Source organism: Peribacillus simplex, assembly GCF_001542915.1.
Classification (GTDB): domain Bacteria; phylum Bacillota; class Bacilli; order Bacillales; family DSM-1321; genus Peribacillus; species Peribacillus simplex_B.
The window spans coordinates 1-18,184 of the sequence record NZ_LNNH01000043.1; the positions used below are offsets into that span (position 1 = coordinate 1).

Genomic DNA, 18,184 nt, shown 5'->3' on the forward strand with positions numbered 1-18,184 from the left:
CAGTTTTCAAAGAGCAATTTCACAAATCGTCCGTTTCGACGGCTTGTTTATTTAGCATAACACACTATTGATTAGTTGTCAACTTCTGCGAAGTTTTTAATTTGTTTTTAATCGCCTTGTTTCTCAGCGACCATTTCATCTTATCATTTTCATAGTAAGAAGTCAATAGTTATTATTTCTTTTAGTAATCTACCAAAAGCGGATGAAATTTTCGTTTGTCTTACGTGGTGCTTATTTATATTAATCCTATTCCTGATCAAAGTCAACGCATTTTCTAAAATAAATATCTCTTGTTCCATCTCCTTGCTTCTTAACGGCCGCCAAGCAAAATGGAGAATTTATATAATAAGAAGTTTTATTTAGTTGCCGACCGTCCCCTTACAACCTAATGGATATTTATCGGAACGTGTTCATTTAATTACCTTGCCATCGATCCAACCTTCAGGAAATTACGCTAATCCAAGTTGACTTCACAAATCTCACTATGCTAGTATATAACCAAGTAATATAATCGGAATAGTTTATATTGTATTCTTACCGTTCAGCTTTTTACACAAAACACGCTTAAAGGAGATGGGACTATGACAGCAGCAAAGGTAATATCAGGTGCGGAACATTTTTTCTTGCCGGGCAATTCTATAGGTATCCTTATTTGCCATGGTTTTAATGGCACACCACAAAGCGTAAGATATTTAGGTGAAAACTTTGCTGCCAGAGGATTCACTGTCTTCGCCCCTCGTTTGGCTGGCCATGGAACGGACGAGAACGAAATGGAAACGAGCCATTATCGGGATTGGATACAAGATGTCGAAGCGGCTTACGCCGAATTAAAGAAGACCTGCACAAATGTATTCGCCATCGGGCAATCAATGGGAGGTGCTCTCGTCCTCGATTTAGCCACAAAAGTGGCTTGCGATGGAATACTCACGATCAATGCAGCGCTCAAAGTTCCTGAATATGAAAAATACCGCAACCAATCGGTCCCACGTTTCATCCCTGAAGGCAAACCGGATATAAAAGCGGAAAACGTTATTGAAATCGCTTATGACAGGGTTCCAACAAAAGCGGTGAATCAATTGCTTGATATCATGCAGCATACCGGTACACGACTCCAAAGGATCACTTGCCCACTCATGCTCTTCCACTCCCCAGATGATCACGTTGTACCTGACCGATGCTCCCATCAAATATACGAAACAGTCATGTCTGATGATAAGGAAATGATTTCGCTTGATAATTCATATCATGTGGCATCACTCGATCATGATAAAGATTATATCATTGAACAAACCCATCGCTTCATTCAAAAACATACCAAACAGGCAAACAGCGCCCCACTGACCTCCTTAATCATATAAAAGGGTTTACGCAAGAACTTCACGGGTATATATAAGTTATAACCAAAAAGGAGGTAACATAATGAGCGGCTTATCAGACAAAATAAAAGGTACTGTAAATAAGGTAAAAGGCGAAACAAAAGACCAGGTCGGAAACGCGAAAAATGATCCTCACTTACAAACAGAAGGTAAAATTGATAAATTAAAAGGAAATCTTCAAGAAGGTTTGGGAAAACTAAAAGATAATAAATAACATTCCCGCCTTAAATAAACTCGACTACACCCCCTTGCAAACCGAGAAGAGGCGGCAGATAATCTGCCGCCTCTTCTCGGTTGTTCAATTAGCCTGAATGACAACGACACACATATCATCAGGTTGATCTTGTTGCATTTCCGGGGACATCACAAAATCAATTGGAGCCATTTCCTTACATCCCAACCACCGAGTCGAGACAGCTTCTTGTATTTGATCAAGCCCATCCGACCCTTCGCCATCTATGGCCTCCATCACTCCATCCGTAAAGAGCAGGATTTGAATCCTATCTTCATAATGAATGGTCGATTTCTCCATTTTCATCTCAGTAAAGAAACCTACGGGGCATGTTCCTTTTGAAAGCGAGGCCACCTTACCGTCATCCATCAGCGCAAAGCCCGGCGGATGCCCCGCATTGACATACTCCACTGTTTTTTGCTCCGTATCAATGATCATATAAATTGCGGTAAAGTAATAATGCACATGGTTATCTTCTTTATTGAGTGTGTTCATCCAGCGATTCATTTCGCTTATGACCGCCACCGGATCCGAATGGGTCCTGATCGCATCCCTTAAAACAGAGGAAATGAACATACACACGAGCGAAGAGGATATACCATGCCCCATCATATCCAACAGGATGATCCCATACCGGTTTTCATCAATTCGATGCCAATAATACATATCTCCCGCTAATTTATTTGCAGGCAAGTATGAAGCCTTGATGGTTAAGTGATCATTAAGAATGGGTTCACTTAACAAACTGCTCTGAACCTGCATGGAGAGATCCAATTCGTTGCGGATTTTTTCATCCTGCATTTTATGCCAATCTTTTTCATATTTTAGCCTTAATCCTACTCGTATCCTTGCAAGCAAATCTATTTTATTAATAGGCTTCATTATATAATCGATTCCGCCCACATCAAGTGCCTCGGCGACCTTATTTGAATCTTCAAGAGCGGTCACGAAAATTACGGGTATATCTTTAAGATGAGGGATGCTTTGCAATTTTCTGCACGCCTCTATCCCATCGATGTCCGGCATCATGATATCGAGCAAGATTATATCAACGGAAGTCTCCTTAGGTTGCGGACTATCCACCTGTAAATATTCAAACATCTCAACAGCTGAAGTTAATGATAGAAAGTCCGTATAGCCAGCCCGCTTTAGTATTTTTTCTATAACGAAAAGGTTAACCTGGTTATCATCTACGATTAAAATCGACATTCTTTCATTCCCCTTTTGGCTTATATCGAGCGGCAACTTTTATCTTTATTATATGGATCGACTTATTAAGCTCCCTTTATTAGGGATGTTTCTATTATATTATAACGAAGTTCAGTCTCATTTAATAATAATAAGCAGTGAAGGCACATGCACTTGCAGACTAACTGATTACATATTCCCCATCCTGACACTCCATAAACATGAAAAGGCAAAGAAAATGAAAAAAATTGTACCAATTCCAGTAAAAACAAAGAGTCCGCATAAATGCGGACTCTTTATTTCAATTTCCGATAAATCCGTTCCTTTGGATCAAAGTCCTCGTAATCTTCCGAAAAGGAGGATGTATGAAGTGTTTCCTTGCTGCCAACCGCAAGGAAACCATCTTTACATAAGCTGTCATAAAACAACTGATTAACATACGTTTGTAATTCGCTGGTAAAGTAGATCATCACATTCCTGCACATGATGATATGAAATTCATTGAATGAGCCATCCGTCACCAAGTTGTGCTGAAAGAATTCAATGTTTTTCAGAAGGCTCGGATCAAGGTAGGCATACTGATAATCGGTTGTGTAATACTCCGAAAATTCTTGGTTACCGCCTGCATGCAAATAGTTTTTCGTATAAGATTGCATTCTATTTAAGGGTAAAATCCCTTTTTCCGCATGCAGGAGGACGTCTTCATTCATATCAGTGGCATAAATCCTCGCCTTATCATAAAGCCCTTCTTCCTTTAGAATGATGGCCATGGAAAAGGCTTCCTCGCCAGTAGAGCAACCAGCATGCCATATCCTGATTTCCGGTAGGTTTCTCAGGAGCGGAACGATATTCAATCGGAGAGCTTTAAAGAAATCGGGATCGCGGAACATTTCGGTAACATTTATCGAAAAATCTTTCAGAAGCTTCTCGACATATCCCTTTTCATATAAAACCATTTCAATCAATCCGCTTATCCTGCGAACATGGTCCAGTCTCATTCGATTTTCCACTCTGCGTTTTATTGAAGAACGCATGTATTTCCGAAAGTCGAAGCCGGAAACGGAATAGATCGCTTGTAACAATAAATCGATTTCTATATCTTCTCGTTCTTCAATCGTTAAAGTATCCTTCATGTAAGACCTTCCTTACCTGTACTATCCATCAATTAGTCAACCAAACCCTTAAAACCGATAACAACTGATCTAATTTTAATGGCTTGCTGACATAGTCGGACGCTCCGGCCTTGAGGCATTTTTCCCTATCGCCCTTCATCGCTTTTGCCGTCAGCGCTATGATCGGAAGATTCTCGAACTGATCCTGTTCGCGAATCCTTGTCATCGTCTCATAACCGTCCATGCCCGGCATCATGATATCCATTAATATTGCATCTATATTATTTCCCTGTTCGAGAATATCCAAACACTCATAGCCGTTTTCAGCGATCAGGATTTCCATCCCTTCATGCTTAAGGGCGTTTTTTAGCGCAAATATATTTCGGTGGTCATCATCCACTACCAGTACCGTTTTATTGCAGAATGGCTTGGATTTATCCTGGCCATCCTCATCCAGTACTTCCACCGCCGTTTCTTCACGGCTGACAAAAGCGGCTGCGGGTGGTTCCTCGTGTGTGGCTGCTGCCACTTCTGGAGAAGCCGCTATCGCTTCACCGACATTCTTGAAGCCCTCTGGCATGCTTGGGATGAAGAACGTAAAGGTGCTGCCTTTGCCTTCCTCACTATCGACAACGACCCAGCCGCCTAGAAGCTTAGCGAACTCACGGCAGATGGATAGACCTAATCCTGTACCGCCATACTTCCTCACCGTAGCTCCGTCGGCTTGCTGGAACGCTTCAAAGATGATTTTCTGCTTTTCTTTCGAAATTCCGATGCCCGTATCGGTCACCTTGATTTCAACCCAATTGCTCGCCCCTTTAGTTTGTATCCATTGAGCTACATTTTCTTCGTCCGCCTTTTTGATCTGGACAGAAACGGAACCTTTTTCCGTAAATTTAAAAGCATTGGACAACAGGTTTTTCAGGATCTGCTGGAAGCGCTGTTCATCCGTAAAGAAAATGTCAGGAACATTTTTATCTTTTTCTATTATAAAATCAATGTTCTTCTTCTTCGCTACATGATCAAAGTTGCGGTGCAGTAAGTCGGGAAGCTCACTCATGTTCATTTCGTCGAATACCACTTCCAGCTTTCCTACTTCCACCTTGGATAAATCCAGAATATCATTGATCAAGGTCAGTAAATCCTGGCCCGATGAGTTAATGACACGAGCGAATTCCTGCTGCTCTTCGTTCAATTTACTATCATTCGGGTCGGAAAGCATTTCCGATAGTATCAATATACTATTGAGAGGTGTCCGCAACTCATGAGACATATTTGCCATGAATTCCGATTTATATTTAGAACTTAATTTTAATTCTTCCGCTTGTTTTTCAAGGTTCACCTTCGCGACCTGAAGCTCTTTCGATTTCTCTTCCGTTTCACGGTTTCTCTCTTCCAATTGCTCATTGATCATCCGCAGCTCTTCAGCCTGTGTTTGCAGTTCTTCCGATTGGGCCTGCATTTCCTCTGACTGTGATTGCAATTCTTCCGATTGAGCCTGTAATTCTTCCGTCTGTGCCTGAGACTCCTTCAATAAACGCTCGATTTCCATCCGGCCCTCGACACTATTAATCGTGATGCCCAATGTATCAAGGACATGATTAAGAAAGTTTTTTTGCAGCTTCGTAAAGGCATCGAGGCTGGCCAGTTCAACCATCGCCACAACTTCGCCCTCAAAAAGGACTGGCGCAATGACAATGCTTTTCGGGCTGACTTCCCCTAACCCCGTTGTAACCAACTGGAAGTCTTCAGGGATATCTTCAATGATCTTCGATTTCCTTTCAAGGGCACACTGCCCAATCAAGCCCTCTCCCAATCGGAATTCACGCCGTCCTGAGTCTTCGCCATCTCCCGCAAAGCTGGCAAGCTTCACGAAACGCATATTGTCACCTTCACCGCGCTTGACGTAAAACGCTCCGATTGAGGCTCCCATCATCGGGGCAAGCCTTGTAATGAACCGATCACCCAGAACCTCGACATCAACGATACGCTGATACATGGTGGCGATATCGGCAACACGGGTTTGAATCCAGTTCTGCTCACTGATTTTTTCCGTAAAATCTTTTTCTTTTTGATTATACACTTCAAGCGATTCCGCCATATCATTGAAGGAACGGGCAATGTCACCGATCTCGTCCTTCGTTCGTACCGGAACCCTCGGTATGACCGATAGATTTTTAAAGTCAATATTTTTGATGACCTTCGTAATGGATTGCAGGTCTTTTGACGTGCTGCGCATCATCCAGGCCATCGTTATCGAAATGACCAAAATGCTAAGAATAACCGCAAAGATGATGAACCCGATCATGTCTTCATAGGTTTGTTTCGAATTTTTCAAGGTATCTTTCATGACACCTTCTTGATAATCCTTGAAGTCATCCATCGTACGGATGACTTTCGTCCGCTTTTCCCTTTGATCGTTCATCAGGCTGGAGATATTATCGCCAGTATTCCCTGATTGTATCTTTTGCAGGATCTCGGCTTCCGTTATTGAGTATGATGCATACTGCGTTTCAAACTCTTTCAATAGTTGCTTTGCCTTCACCTTGTTTAACGTGCCGGATAACTTGGCAACCTTTGATTCAATCAAACTATGATTATCATTGATGATTTCAAGGCTTTCTGCTCTTTCTTCTTTGTTTGCATCATTGGCCGCAAACAGGATTTCACGATCCGACCTTGAAAACAGCTGCCGGATTTCCATCGAAGCTTGAACTTTTTCATAACGATTTTCGACTATTTCAGTCATGCTGCTCTTTAAATTGTTAAGAGTAAACATCATGAAAGAAAGTAATATCGCCAAGAATAGCAAAATTAAACCGAACCCTAACATTTGCTTCTTCTTAAAACCCATTTTCCCGCCCACCTTCAATACTTTTTTATGACCAGCCGATAATAAACGGCATTGCAAGATAAATCTTCATCCTATCACCAGTATTGTTTTTTGAAGAAATTTCATTATATGCTTAACATTCATAAAAATGATAACTAGGTAGATTCATTGCCTGAACTCCATTCTAACATTTCCTAAGAGAATATGGTTACCTACATAATTATTTTACATAAATTCCTTTTCCATTTTTACTGCAAAGTGACTCCATTATAAAAACCGAAAGTATGCACCTTCGGTTTTTACGTGTCTTGTTTATTGGATTTTCTTCACTTCAACGTATAATACATGGTGGCCATCCATTTCTTTTACGGTGAATTCATAGCCGGCGTACTCCATTTTATCGCCGACCGCAATTTCGAACCTTCCAGTCAGGACCCATCCGCCAAGTGTATCGATATCTTCTTCAGGTAAATCTATCGCAAGTGTATCATTGACATCCTCGATCAAGGTTTTTGCATCGAAAACATAATGACCCTCATCGATTTTTTGAATGAGCGGACGTTCGTCTTGATCGAATTCATCACGGATTTCGCCAACTATTTCTTCAAGAATATCTTCAACAGTAACAAGGCCCGCAGTTCCGCCATATTCATCGGTCAAAACAGCCATATGAATCCGTTCCTTCTGCATTTTCAGCAGCAAATCATGGATGGCAATCGTTTCAAGTACACGGATGACGGGCGTTACGAATGAATCGACCGTCAATGCCGATACATTCTCCTCTGTAATCGTCGCTGTATATAGACGTTTGATATTGACCATGCCCACGACATTATCCTTATCTCCATCTATGACCGGGTATCTTGTATATTGCTCCTCTTGAATCAATTCAACAACTTCCAATAACGGCATACCCTTTTCAACAACGGTCATTTCCGTACGGGGGACCATGATTTCATTTGCTATACGCTCATCGAATTCAAAGATCTGATTGACATATTTGTATTCGGATTGATTGATTTCACCGCTTTTATAACTTTCCGATAAAATGATGCGAAGCTCTTCTTCCGAATGGGCCATTTCCGACTCGGAGGCCGGCTTTAAACCGAATATGCCGGTCAGGAGACGGGCAGAACCATTCAGCAGCCAAATGAAAGGATATAAAATACGGTAAAAAAGGATTAACGGTTTAGCAAAAAGCAAGGTGACTTCCTCCGCCTTTTGAATCGCTACGGTTTTAGGCGCCAGTTCTCCGACGACAACGTGAAGGAAAGTCACTGAACCAAAAGCGATTACGAAAGAAATGATGTGACTTACGGATGCCTCCAGTCCCCATTTTGTAAATATTGGTTTTAAGATCGCCTCGACGGTCGGTTCTCCCAACACCCCTAACCCTAGAGCCGTTACGGTAATCCCCAATTGGCACGCTGATAAATATTCATCAATATGGGTTGTTACTTTTTTTGCTGCCAAAGCACTTCTATGCCCCTCTTCAATCAGTTGGTTGATGCGGGAACTTCTGACTTTGACGATGGCAAATTCCGAAGCAACGAAAAAAGCGGTCAATGCTATTAATACGGCTACTGCTAATAATTTTATAAAAATCTCCAATATGTGCGGGTAGACCAGGCATGGTGACCATCCTTTAAACAAGGGAATGGACATGCACGGTATAATCCCAAGCACCTCCTGTATAAATGGTTAGTTTCATTCCTGCATGCACCAAAACCATTTAGCCTATATCGTTATCATGCACCTTTGCACACTAAACTATAGGGGATAAATTTCAATCATACCAGCAAAACTAACAATGATTGGATTAAGGCCATGCTTTCATGGGAAATCTGTTTTTTTAAAAGAAGTTCATTTTTTTCGTCCTGCTTGATCAAGGTGATGACTTCTTGAAGTTCCTCGTTCAAGCCATCCAATTTGCTTTTCAGTTTAAGTCCTGTTTCTTCAATCGCTGATGCGGTTTCCAAATCTTGTTTAAGTAATTCTTTTATATCTTCCAATGATAGGTTTTTTCGTTTATATCGCTCGATCAGGCGAAGCCTTTCCAGTTCACCGAGTGAATAATAACGGTAATTGGAGGCGGAACGTTCTGCTTTAAGCAAACCTAAGTTTGTATAATAATCAACGGTTCGTTTCGTAACATTCGCCATTTCCGCCAACTCGCCAATTTTTAATGTCTCGTTCCCAACATAACCCCTCCAAACCGTCGCGTGATGGTTTGGGCATCCTCGAAGATTCATGCCCTAACACCTTGACGTTTTATTCTATTATCTAATCGTACAATATTTTAACTGAAATGAAAAATAATATTATTGGTTGAAGGGGTATATATTTCATTCTATTTATCCTTACCCCTCATGGAAAATAAAAAAACCGATTATTTGATAATCGGTTTTCAACTATATCTATGTTATTTATTTTTTTGTTTTCACATAAAATTGAGTGCTCAATATTTTAGGACCGCATTGGCATAGGGTGGAATGCTTTAGCTTTTTGATGGGTGTACCGCAAGTTTCACAAACTTTAGCTACCATTTATACCGTCCCCTCCTCATTCAAACTAGATGTCCCATTCATTATAACACTTCCGTTATTATAATCAATACTAAATTAAAATAATTATAAATAATCTCATTGTTCAGTTGCTGGCTTATCATGCCGCTTGAGTAAAAAGCCCTCCGAATACATTCCTGAAGAACATTCGCAGCAGCAATTCAATCAGCTGATCGCTGGCCGGCTTGATATCTTTCCTGCTTGGATGGACCGTTATCGGTTATTTGTTCACCTTGATCGTCGGGATAGCTTCCCTCATCGCCATTCTCGGTTTTTGCACCGGCTGCTTTATCCTTTATCAATGGAAGCGATATACCTATAAATCATGCTGAAGTACGCTTGGAATTGCTCTTTTTAACCCAATAAGCAGCAAGCAGGATCAATAGAAGCAGTACAGCTTGCGGTACAAGCGTTTCGATTGTTGGGTAAAGGCCAATCGCTTCAATGAACGGGAATGAGCTGATCGTATTTGTCGGTATCACCTGCGAAACCTGAAGCGAATGGATAGAGACTCCAAGTATCTTGAAAGCTAGAGCATATATCAGTATCGTTGCCACTTTAAAGAATACCGACATCGGTAATTTCACACTGTAGCGCAGCATAATGAAACCAATGACCATTAAGATGAGGAAGGCTAGCAAAATCCCGCTTAGCAGCTGCTTTACCTCCATATAAGGGGCCATTCCTGCATAAAAGATAATGGTCTCCGCACCCTCACGGAAAATGGATAAAAAACTTATCAACGCGAAAGAGAGGATGCTTCCCGTGGCAATGGCCTGATTCATTTGCTTGCTGATATATCGGTTCCATGCATGGACATTCGATTTACTATGAAGCCAAATGCCAATCGTCAGCATCATCGATACTGCTATTATTCCAGTAATTCCCTCGATATATTCCCGGCTTGACGCAGCCGTGATCTGAGAGAAAACGATGTTGATGATGACAGCCAATGCGGAACTGGCAACCAAGCCCGCACCAACACCTGCCCAAATCCATTTCTGTTTGTCCGCTTGCCCGATTTTGTTCAGGAAAGATAATAACGTAGCGACAATCAAGAGCGCCTCCAAGCCTTCCCGCAACAGAATCAGGGCGGCATCCCATGTTGTATAGCTTGTATCATCAATCAAAGGAAGTAATCTTGTGTTTAAATCGGCTACGATCGCCTTTGCTTCCTCCGCCTTTATATTCTTCGATTGCAAGAGGCTGATGGCAGTGGGGACTTTCGTTTCCATATCACTGTACAGCTTACTATCCCTTGTAGAGACTTCCCCTTCGACATTGGGCCAAATCCTTAAAATTTCATTTAACCGGTCAACGGCCGAATTCATGTCCTCTTTTTCAATATTTTTTACACTCCCTTGTAACAGCTGTGTTACATCCGCAAGGGAATAGGTTGTCTTCTTGCTTCCTTTTTCAACTTTGCCAGCGAGGAAATCCTCCATTAGCCCTCTTAATTCAGCTAAACTCTTTTTGCCTTTTTCCCGATCAGGAGGATCTTGTGTAATCGCAATTCGCACAAACGCCATTTTTGTTTCGATCTCACCATATGTAGCCACGCTTTTTTCCCTGACCACAACCTCCGCGTCTGTCCACCGATTCAGCAGGTTGGCATATTGAACGTTAGCTTGATCAAAATCCTTTGCCGTGATCGAAGCGTCCAATTCATCGATTAAAGGCAGAAGGGATTGCAGCCGTTCTTTATAGTCTGTCTTGTCAACGGGGTTTTCGTTCGTGTCATAGACGATCAGCGCACTCGATAATGACGATAGCCGCTTTTTGATGTCAGCCGTTGAAGCTTCGTCTTTCAAGGCACTTTTTACGGATTGCAGCTCTTTGCTCACTTTCTTCGCGCCTTCGCTGTCCGTTTTAATCGTTTCCCAATCTTTCTCGAATGAATCGATGTTTTTCGATACCTGCTCAACTTCGCCCGATTTCACCTTCATTAAACTATCGCCAATATAGACAAAAAGCTGATCGTGATTTTCACCAGCCGAGGCCATCCTGACACCAGGTAAAATGAATAAAAGGCCGACGATCAAAACCAATATCCCACTTTTCCATTTAAAAACGTTCATATTCGCCACTCCTCATTCATGAACTAAAATCGCCAACCCGGATTAAATCCACGCTGGCGATTTTACGTCCTAAATCTGAACTTCAATTTATCCAAACAGGGAATCTCCTATATATCCACCCTTTTTCACACCTGGTAAACACGCAAACATCGCACTTCCCCTGTGAACGATATATTCATTGAGCTTGTCATTTTTTGCGAGTCGCTCTTGTATAGGGATGAATTGTTTACCCGGACTTCGCTGAAAGCAAATGAATAGCAGACCAGCATTGAAGCTGCCTGTTTTGGGATCCATGCCATCCGCATATGAATAAGGACGCCTCAGGATTTTTGCTTTGCCGTCTCCCCTGGCTAGGCTCATATGGGAGTTTTCCGGAATGGTCAGGTTTCCATTTGAATCTTTCGCTTCTAAATCAACGCGATCAAACTCATTCTTCATCCCTAGTGGAGCTCCGCTGTCCCGGTGACGCCCAAACGTGTTTTCTTGTTCTTTCAATATCGTACGGTCCCAAACCTCGATATACATCTGGATTCGGCGCACAACCATATAACTGCCGCCAACAAGCCAGTCGGGTCCGTCCCCGGCCTTTACCCAAACATGCTCATTCATTTCACTGGCATCATCCGTATCCGGATTGACCGTACCATCCTTAAAACCGAATAAATTACGCGGTGTCGTCTTTTTCGAATCGGCTTGCTTAGTCCGTTGAAAACCCGTCTGCGCCCAATGAATGATCGTCTTCCCTCTTCCTATCCTTACCAAGTTCCGCACGGCATGAAAAGCGACTTGCAAATCATCGGCACACGCTTGAATGCAAATGTCCCCACCGCTCCATGAATCCTCCAACGCATCCAAAGGGAACTTCGGCAGATCCTTCAATTCAGCAGGTTTTTTCGAGTTCAAGCCAAACCGGTCTTTTCCATCCTTTGAAAACAAGGTCGGACCGACGCCGAACGTAATCGTTAAATTGGATGGTGATAATTCTTTCGCTTCCCCTGTGTCCTTTGGAGGCATATTCGCATTTAGGGATGCTTCCCCCACCAAGTTTCCCGCTGTCATCTGGGCCGCGGCCTCCGTCCAATCCTTAAATAACTGAATTAAGTCGGATCTTTTATCCGTAGTGACCTCCAATGAAGCGAAATACAGGTTATCCTGCGTTTCGGTCGTGATTCCTGCTTGATGCGCTCCATAAAAAGGGACAATATCCTTCGTTTGTCCCTTCGCCCTTGAATCGGAGAGCGTCAGCAGCCCGCCAATTCCAGATGCTCCTATCACGACTCCGATTCCGCCGACCCCTGCCGTTTTCAACATATTGCGGCGACTCACTTTTTTTGTGAAAAGCCCGGTTTTATCATTCGGCGTATTTTCCTTCAATTACGATTCCTCCGTTACAATCCCTATTTGCGAAAGTGGTTCAGCCAAGGCATCAATCGCTTGACTAAGCTCTTTAACTTCGGATTCCTTTAAATCCGTATAGGAGATGTATCCATCGCCTTCTTTGTGCTTTTCAAGCAGGGCGTATACTTCGTCAAAACGCTGTTGGATTTCCACGGCAAGCTTTGCATCCTTTTCTTTTAACGCTGGAGTAAGCAGTTCAAAAATCTTTTCTGCCCCTTCCACATTGGCCACGAAATCATATAAATCCGTATGGGAATACCGGTCCTCTTCGCCTGTAACTTTACTTGTTGAGACCTCATTCAATAGATCGACTGCACCCGTGATCAATAAATCCGGCGTGACCTCGACCGTTTCAACTTTGGCACGAAGCAAATTGACATCGCTCATCAACTGCTTTGCATACTTTTCATATCCTTTTGTCGTGTTTTCTTCCCATAGTCCCATTTCAATGCGGTGGTATCCACCCCATTCTTCATCCTTGACATCACCTTTACGTGCATCGATTTTCGGATCCAGGTCACCGAATACTTCAGCAATTGGTTCGGCTCTCTCATAATGCATACGGGCTGGTGCGTACACTTCCTTAGCCTTTTCAAGATCACCGGCTGATACCGCCGCCGTAAATTCTTCCGTAGCTTTTACAAACTCTTCTATTTCATTGATCGCATATTCGCGGTACTCACCCGAGACATCATCCAGCTTACTCTCACTTTTTTCTTTGGCTTTGTCATCTGCCGGCTTAGTCCCTTCGTTTTCCTGCGCACACCCGAATAATAGACTGGTAGATAGCAGGACTGCTAATGACGCCTTTGCTTTCTTCATAATGTATTCTCCCTTTAATATGATTTGTAGATTCATATTAGCAGATAATGAAAATCATTATCAATATATATTTTATTGGAAGGTGTATATTTTCAGTTAGCTATCCTTCACGCTCTTTCATTAATGTGTCGATTTCTTTATCCATGATATTTGTGATATCCTCAATGAATTGGATGGCAAATGTCAGCTCTTGCTCGTTATAAGCGGAGCATAAAGCCTGTGTGGACACCGACAGTGATCGATAATGCGATTTGATTTGTTCCTGCCTACCTGGTATCGGTGCAATCATGACTCGCCTTCCATCCTGGTGATCCCGTTCTCTTTTTACATAACCCGATTTTTCAAGACGATTAATCAGCGCCGTAACCGAACCTGTGCTCAATCCTGTAATCTTTGCTAACTCACCTGCAGTTATCGCGCCTGTTTCTTTCAATATTTCGGCAGTCTTCAAGTCGGTATGGGTCACCCCTATCTTTTGGGCCATGTTTTGTTGAAATAAAACGGATCTCATGCCGAACCGCTGCAAGCCATGAGTCAAACTCTCCAATAGAGCTACATTTACCTCTTTACCGCTTGACATAAAATGCCACCCCTTTTAAACTTAAATTTATCTTGATTTTCAAGATAAATGTTTGGTTTAATCTTAACGTTTACCTTTCAACCATGTAAAGCAAATTCAGAGCTGGTTGAAACGAAGGAGGATAATAAATGAACAATCAAAAAAACCAGAAATTCATTGTTGCCGGACTTTTATTGGGCATCTTGATGTCAGCGATGGATAATACGATCGTTGCGACTGCCATGGGAACGATCGTTTCTGATTTAGGCGGGTTCGATAAGTTTGTCTGGGTGACATCTGCCTATATGGTTGCGACGATGGCAAGCATGCCGATTTTCGGTAAGCTTTCCGATATGTATGGAAGAAAAAGATTTTTCATTTTTGGACTGATCGTCTTTTTAATCGGATCGGCTTTATGCGGCATGGCCCAAAGCATCGTGCAATTAAGCATCTTCCGTGCGATCCAGGGAATAGGCGGGGGCGCCCTGATGCCCATTGCCTTTACCATCATCTTCGATATATTCCCGCCTGAGAAGCGCGGGAAGTTAACAGGACTTTTTGGTGCAGTATTCGGAGCCTCCAGTGTATTGGGCCCGCTTTTAGGTGCTTATATCACTGAATATTCCAGCTGGAAATGGATATTTTACGTCAACGTCCCGATTGGGATCATATCGCTATTCTTCATCTCGAGATATTACAAGGAGTCGGCAAACACCCAGGAGCAAAAAATCGATTGGGGCGGCGCGGCTACGCTCGTCATTGCCGTTGTCAGCTTAATGTTTGCGCTCGAATTGGGCGGGGAGTATGGTTGGTCTTCTTCTCCGATCATCGCTCTGTTTGCTAGCTTCGCCGTGTTCTTCGTTTCCTTTTTCTTTTTCGAAAGAAGAGCAAAAGATCCGATCATTTCATTGTGGCTGTTTAAAAGACGACTGTTTGCCACTTCCCAAATTTTAGCGATCCTTTATGGCGGGACATTCATCATTTTAACGGTCTATATCCCGATTTTCGTCCAGGCCGTTTACGGTGGCTCGGCCACGAACGCCGGATTGATCCTCACACCGATGATGCTCGGCTCGGTAGTCGGCAGTGCAATAGGCGGGATATTCAATACAAAAACAAGCTTTCGCAACCTAATGACGATTTCCGTCATCTGCTATTTTGTTGGAATGCTGCTCTTAGGGACGATCACCCCTGAAACGAGCAGGACTTCATTGACGTTATTCATGATTCTGACTGGATTTGGCATGGGCTTCTCCTTTTCCCTATTACCCATTGCTTCCATTCACAATCTGGAACCGAGATTCCGTGGATCGGCCAACTCTACAAACTCATTCCTTCGTTCATTTGGTATGACGCTTGGTGTCACGATTTATGGAGCGATCCAAAATAATGTATTTACAAGTAAGATGGAGGACGCATTCAAAGGAATGCAAGGCGGCCCAGATCCAGGATTGCTGAAGGATCCGCGCCAGCTCTTCCAATCCGATGCACGGGCCGAGATCCCGGACTTTATCCTGGATAAAATCGTTCATGCCATGTCCGATTCCATTTCATTGATATTCACCTTGGCGCTCATCCCGATCGGGCTTGCAGCCATCACCGTGTTCTTTATGGGGAAAACGAGAGTGGAAACACATGCAAAAGAGGAATCATGACAATAAATAACGGATAAGCACTGGATTTCCAGTGCTTTTTTGTTGCCCTTCCATTAAGAAATTGGGGGTAAAGATTGCCTGACAATCAATCTACAACTAAAATATAAGTAACACATTCACAAACCGAGGTGAGAAGTTTGAAGATCGTCTGTTTTGGAGACAGTTTAACCAGAGGCATTTCTTATGTCAAAGGCAGGCTACGGATCATTAAAGAAAATTACCCGAACTCTTTAGCTAAGCTGACAGAATCATTGCCCTTCGTCGAGGTTTTGAATAAAGGGGTTTTCAATGACAACTCCGACCTATTGGTGAGCCGGTTCGAGAAAGATGTCATGTCGGAAAATCCCGATATCGTTTTAATAGAGGTCGGTGGAAATGACTGTAACTTCCATTGGGCTGAAGTAGCAAAAGATCCGGAAGGTCATCACGAGCCGATCGTTCCAATCGAACGCTACCTCGACAATATCACCCAGCTTGTCAAACAGGTTCAGGACAAGCATGTCACACCCTTCCTTTTAACACTCCCGCCATTGGATCCTGCTAGGTATTACAGATCCCTGGCTGATAAGTTCGGGCATTCAATCGGGCATTTCGTTTCCCATGTCGGAGGTATCGAGCACTGGCACGGCATGTATAACCGACAATTGAAAAAACTTGCGGAAGAATTGAAGGTGCCTTTGATAGATGTGCGTTCCTACATCAAAACCTCCGGAGATCTGGAACACCTGATCAGTGATGACGGCATCCACCTCACCTCGGAAGGATATCAGCAAATGAGCTTGGCCATATTCAGTGACTTAAAGAAACATATGACAGGAAAAATGCCTTCACAATCTTCATTTGATTGTAAACATTCATCGTGGTAAAGGACGACTTCCAATAAGAACTCGCAGTTGCAATAGAGAGTGGCAGCAGGGATTTCCAAAACCAGAAATTAGCGACCATTGGAGTTCTACCTTCATTCTATTGTACGGCCGATATATTTAAAAAATGAAAAACCGCAGGCAACCTCATTATTATTGAGATTGCCTACGGTCCGGGGCAAAGCATGGCGCTTTGCCTTTTTTTACTTTACAGACTTTTCACTTCCACGTTTTCCGGAAGCTTGAAAGGGTTGTCGGCATTGATCCGGTCATAAAACATCATCCCGTTCAAATGATCTAACTCATGTTGAAACACGATGGCGGCAAAGCCCTTCAGCTTCCTTTTATATTAAAGGTGAAGATTGCCGGGAAATCATTCTACAACTAACTTCTTCTCGGCCTTGTTAATCAATAAAAGTATCATGTTTTTTTTTATAATTGATTTTACGATTAAAAATACTCAAAACACTTAATAAAACTGCAACGCTAACAAAATAAATTAAACCACTACTAGTAAATCCAAAGCTATAAAAGATAATCGTAGCAATAATAAACACACTTGTTAAGATTATTTTATACGCCCAATATTTATTCATTATGATCACCTCTATTTAATCTTAAAAATCTCGATAGCTAGTTTTACTTGACCCCTTATGGTTCTTATCTTTATAGTAGACAATTTTCAGCTGTCCTTTTTTATTAGATTAATTCTATAAAATGGTTCAAATTCCTCTTTTTAATTTATTTTATTAATTATTATCTAATTAATTCCTCTTTTGTGCCTATATGAGAAAAGTTCTTTACAATAAAAAAAATGGTGAAACTTAAAAACTTCCACCACTTTTTTTGTTTTCCTCTTTGATTGATGCTCTTTCCAATTTGGTATTGATGTATTCTTGCTGTTTGTGCTATCTATTCTCTATATCAACAAGATGTTCCTTAATTTAGCAATTTTTTTTATTTGGTCAGCGATGATGTGCATAGTTGAACTGATTTGTTGAATGATTTTTGAATTGAAAATTTTGTTTTAGTTAGTTTTTTTGTTACTGCTGCATTACTGCCGTTGTTCTTTCGGTTTCTTGCAAGCATTAGGGATAAGCCGTCCTAAAATCCTTTCTCTATAAAATCTGGCTGTAGATTCAGCAAGATTTTATTATTTTGCGATAACGCTGCATCATGATTAAAAAGTCTTTTTCCAAACTAACCTTGCCGAATGGAAATTCATGTATTGGTATACTTCGATGTGTATCTTAAAAAATTACTGTTTAAAGTTGTCCGATATTGATATGGGAAATAAGAGAACTGAAAGAGAGTATAGACTATGCAGGTCGAATTGTCCTTGCAAACCCTTTATTCAAATCTATTGTTGTATAAATGAACAAAAAAAGGCAAAGCATGGCGCTTTGCCTCAGTTTGTAGACAAAAGGGGTTCGGAATTAAAAAATTCCGAACCCCTTTTGAAATTCCTTTGAAATTTTGACCAAAGGTTACGAGATTTGGGCTC

Annotated in this window: 14 protein-coding genes and 1 pseudogene; 5 read left to right on the forward strand and 10 right to left on the reverse strand. The window is 42.0% G+C overall.

Features of this window, described 5'->3' with window-relative positions; translation table 11 throughout:
- The first annotated feature begins 581 nt into the window (after positions 1-581).
- Both AS888_RS19215 and AS888_RS25260 read left to right on the forward strand, forming a co-directional pair.
- Positions 582-1,358 carry an alpha/beta hydrolase gene (locus AS888_RS19215; RefSeq protein ID WP_061143757.1) on the forward strand — a complete coding sequence of 259 codons (777 nt, stop codon included), beginning with the start codon at positions 582-584 and terminating at the stop codon, positions 1,356-1,358.
- Positions 1,359-1,419: 61 nt separating this feature from the next.
- Positions 1,420-1,590 carry a CsbD family protein gene (locus tag AS888_RS25260; protein WP_081092530.1) on the forward strand — a complete coding sequence of 57 codons (171 nt, stop codon included), beginning with the start codon at positions 1,420-1,422 and terminating at the stop codon, positions 1,588-1,590.
- 84 nt (positions 1,591-1,674) lie between these two features.
- Here AS888_RS25260 and AS888_RS19220 read toward each other — a convergent pair whose 3' ends face one another.
- From AS888_RS19220 to AS888_RS19240, 5 genes are all read right to left on the reverse strand, one after another.
- Positions 1,675-2,817 carry a PP2C family protein-serine/threonine phosphatase gene (locus AS888_RS19220; protein ID WP_061143758.1) on the reverse strand — a complete coding sequence of 381 codons (1,143 nt, stop codon included), beginning with the start codon at positions 2,815-2,817 and terminating at the stop codon, positions 1,675-1,677.
- 275 nt (positions 2,818-3,092) lie between these two features.
- A complete protein-coding gene (locus AS888_RS19225) occupies positions 3,093-3,929 on the reverse strand; it encodes a CheR family methyltransferase (RefSeq protein ID WP_061143759.1) in 837 nt (278 codons plus the stop codon).
- A 28-nt stretch (positions 3,930-3,957) separates the two neighbouring features.
- The gene (locus tag AS888_RS19230) at positions 3,958-6,819 is read right to left on the reverse strand and encodes a response regulator (RefSeq protein ID WP_311316492.1); all 2,862 of its coding nucleotides are present in this window, start codon (positions 6,817-6,819) and stop codon (positions 3,958-3,960) included.
- Positions 6,820-7,053: 234 nt separating this feature from the next.
- Positions 7,054-8,352, reverse strand: a complete 1,299-nt coding sequence (locus AS888_RS19235; protein WP_061143829.1) for a hemolysin family protein — start codon at positions 8,350-8,352, stop codon at positions 7,054-7,056.
- A gap of 179 nt (positions 8,353-8,531) precedes the next feature.
- The gene (locus tag AS888_RS19240) at positions 8,532-8,993 is read right to left on the reverse strand and encodes a MerR family transcriptional regulator (protein ID WP_260320314.1); all 462 of its coding nucleotides are present in this window, start codon (positions 8,991-8,993) and stop codon (positions 8,532-8,534) included.
- Positions 8,994-9,538: 545 nt separating this feature from the next.
- Here AS888_RS19240 and AS888_RS26930 point away from each other — a divergent pair.
- Positions 9,539-9,637, forward strand: coding sequence for a DUF4395 domain-containing protein (locus AS888_RS26930; RefSeq protein ID WP_260320317.1), 99 nt, complete (start codon positions 9,539-9,541; stop codon positions 9,635-9,637).
- Here the strand turns inward: AS888_RS26930 and AS888_RS19245 are convergent.
- The 4 genes from AS888_RS19245 to AS888_RS19260 all read right to left on the reverse strand — a co-directional run bounded on the left by AS888_RS19245 (position 9,629) and on the right by AS888_RS19260 (position 14,183).
- Positions 9,629-11,383, reverse strand: a complete 1,755-nt coding sequence (locus AS888_RS19245) for an FTR1 family iron permease (RefSeq protein WP_061143760.1) — start codon at positions 11,381-11,383, stop codon at positions 9,629-9,631. The two genes, AS888_RS26930 and AS888_RS19245, sit on opposite strands and share 9 nt — an antisense overlap.
- Before the next feature lie 87 nt (positions 11,384-11,470).
- Positions 11,471-12,757: an iron uptake transporter deferrochelatase/peroxidase subunit gene (efeB, locus tag AS888_RS25945; protein ID WP_061143761.1), complete on the reverse strand. Its 1,287-nt coding sequence runs from the start codon at positions 12,755-12,757 to the stop codon at positions 11,471-11,473.
- Positions 12,758-13,603 carry an iron uptake system protein EfeO gene (gene efeO, locus AS888_RS25950; protein WP_061143762.1) on the reverse strand — a complete coding sequence of 282 codons (846 nt, stop codon included), beginning with the start codon at positions 13,601-13,603 and terminating at the stop codon, positions 12,758-12,760. It abuts the gene before it with no gap.
- Between the two features lie 100 nt (positions 13,604-13,703).
- Positions 13,704-14,183: a MarR family transcriptional regulator gene (locus tag AS888_RS19260; protein ID WP_061143763.1), complete on the reverse strand. Its 480-nt coding sequence runs from the start codon at positions 14,181-14,183 to the stop codon at positions 13,704-13,706.
- A gap of 128 nt (positions 14,184-14,311) precedes the next feature.
- Between AS888_RS19260 and AS888_RS19265 the strand changes: the two genes are divergently transcribed.
- Complete coding sequence (locus AS888_RS19265) at positions 14,312-15,817, forward strand: MDR family MFS transporter (RefSeq protein WP_061143764.1); 1,506 nt, start codon at positions 14,312-14,314, stop codon at positions 15,815-15,817.
- 137 nt (positions 15,818-15,954) lie between these two features.
- A complete protein-coding gene (locus AS888_RS19270) occupies positions 15,955-16,683 on the forward strand; it encodes an SGNH/GDSL hydrolase family protein (protein WP_061143765.1) in 729 nt (242 codons plus the stop codon).
- Between the two features lie 205 nt (positions 16,684-16,888).
- Here AS888_RS19270 and AS888_RS25275 read toward each other — a convergent pair.
- A pseudogene (locus AS888_RS25275) lies at positions 16,889-17,020 on the reverse strand (peptide deformylase); the annotation flags it as partial.
- Positions 17,021-18,184: the final 1,164 nt, after the last annotated feature.

What these genes read in the sequence shown, in the direction of transcription:
- AS888_RS19215 (WP_061143757.1), top strand. Translation starts at nt 582, where the DNA reads ATGACAGCAGCAAAGGTAATATCAGGTGCGGAACATTTTTTCTTGCCG.
- AS888_RS25260 (WP_081092530.1), top strand. Translation starts at nt 1,420, where the DNA reads ATGAGCGGCTTATCAGACAAAATAAAAGGTACTGTAAATAAGGTAAAA.
- AS888_RS19220 (WP_061143758.1), bottom strand. Translation starts at nt 2,817, where the DNA reads ATGTCGATTTTAATCGTAGATGATAACCAGGTTAACCTTTTCGTTATA.
- AS888_RS19225 (WP_061143759.1), bottom strand. Translation starts at nt 3,929, where the DNA reads ATGAAGGATACTTTAACGATTGAAGAACGAGAAGATATAGAAATCGAT.
- AS888_RS19240 (WP_260320314.1), bottom strand. Translation starts at nt 8,993, where the DNA reads ATGAATCTTCGAGGATGCCCAAACCATCACGCGACGGTTTGGAGGGGT.
- AS888_RS19245 (WP_061143760.1), bottom strand. Translation starts at nt 11,383, where the DNA reads ATGAACGTTTTTAAATGGAAAAGTGGGATATTGGTTTTGATCGTCGGC.
- efeO (WP_061143762.1), bottom strand. Translation starts at nt 13,603, where the DNA reads ATGAAGAAAGCAAAGGCGTCATTAGCAGTCCTGCTATCTACCAGTCTA.
- AS888_RS19260 (WP_061143763.1), bottom strand. Translation starts at nt 14,183, where the DNA reads ATGTCAAGCGGTAAAGAGGTAAATGTAGCTCTATTGGAGAGTTTGACT.
- AS888_RS19265 (WP_061143764.1), top strand. Translation starts at nt 14,312, where the DNA reads ATGAACAATCAAAAAAACCAGAAATTCATTGTTGCCGGACTTTTATTG.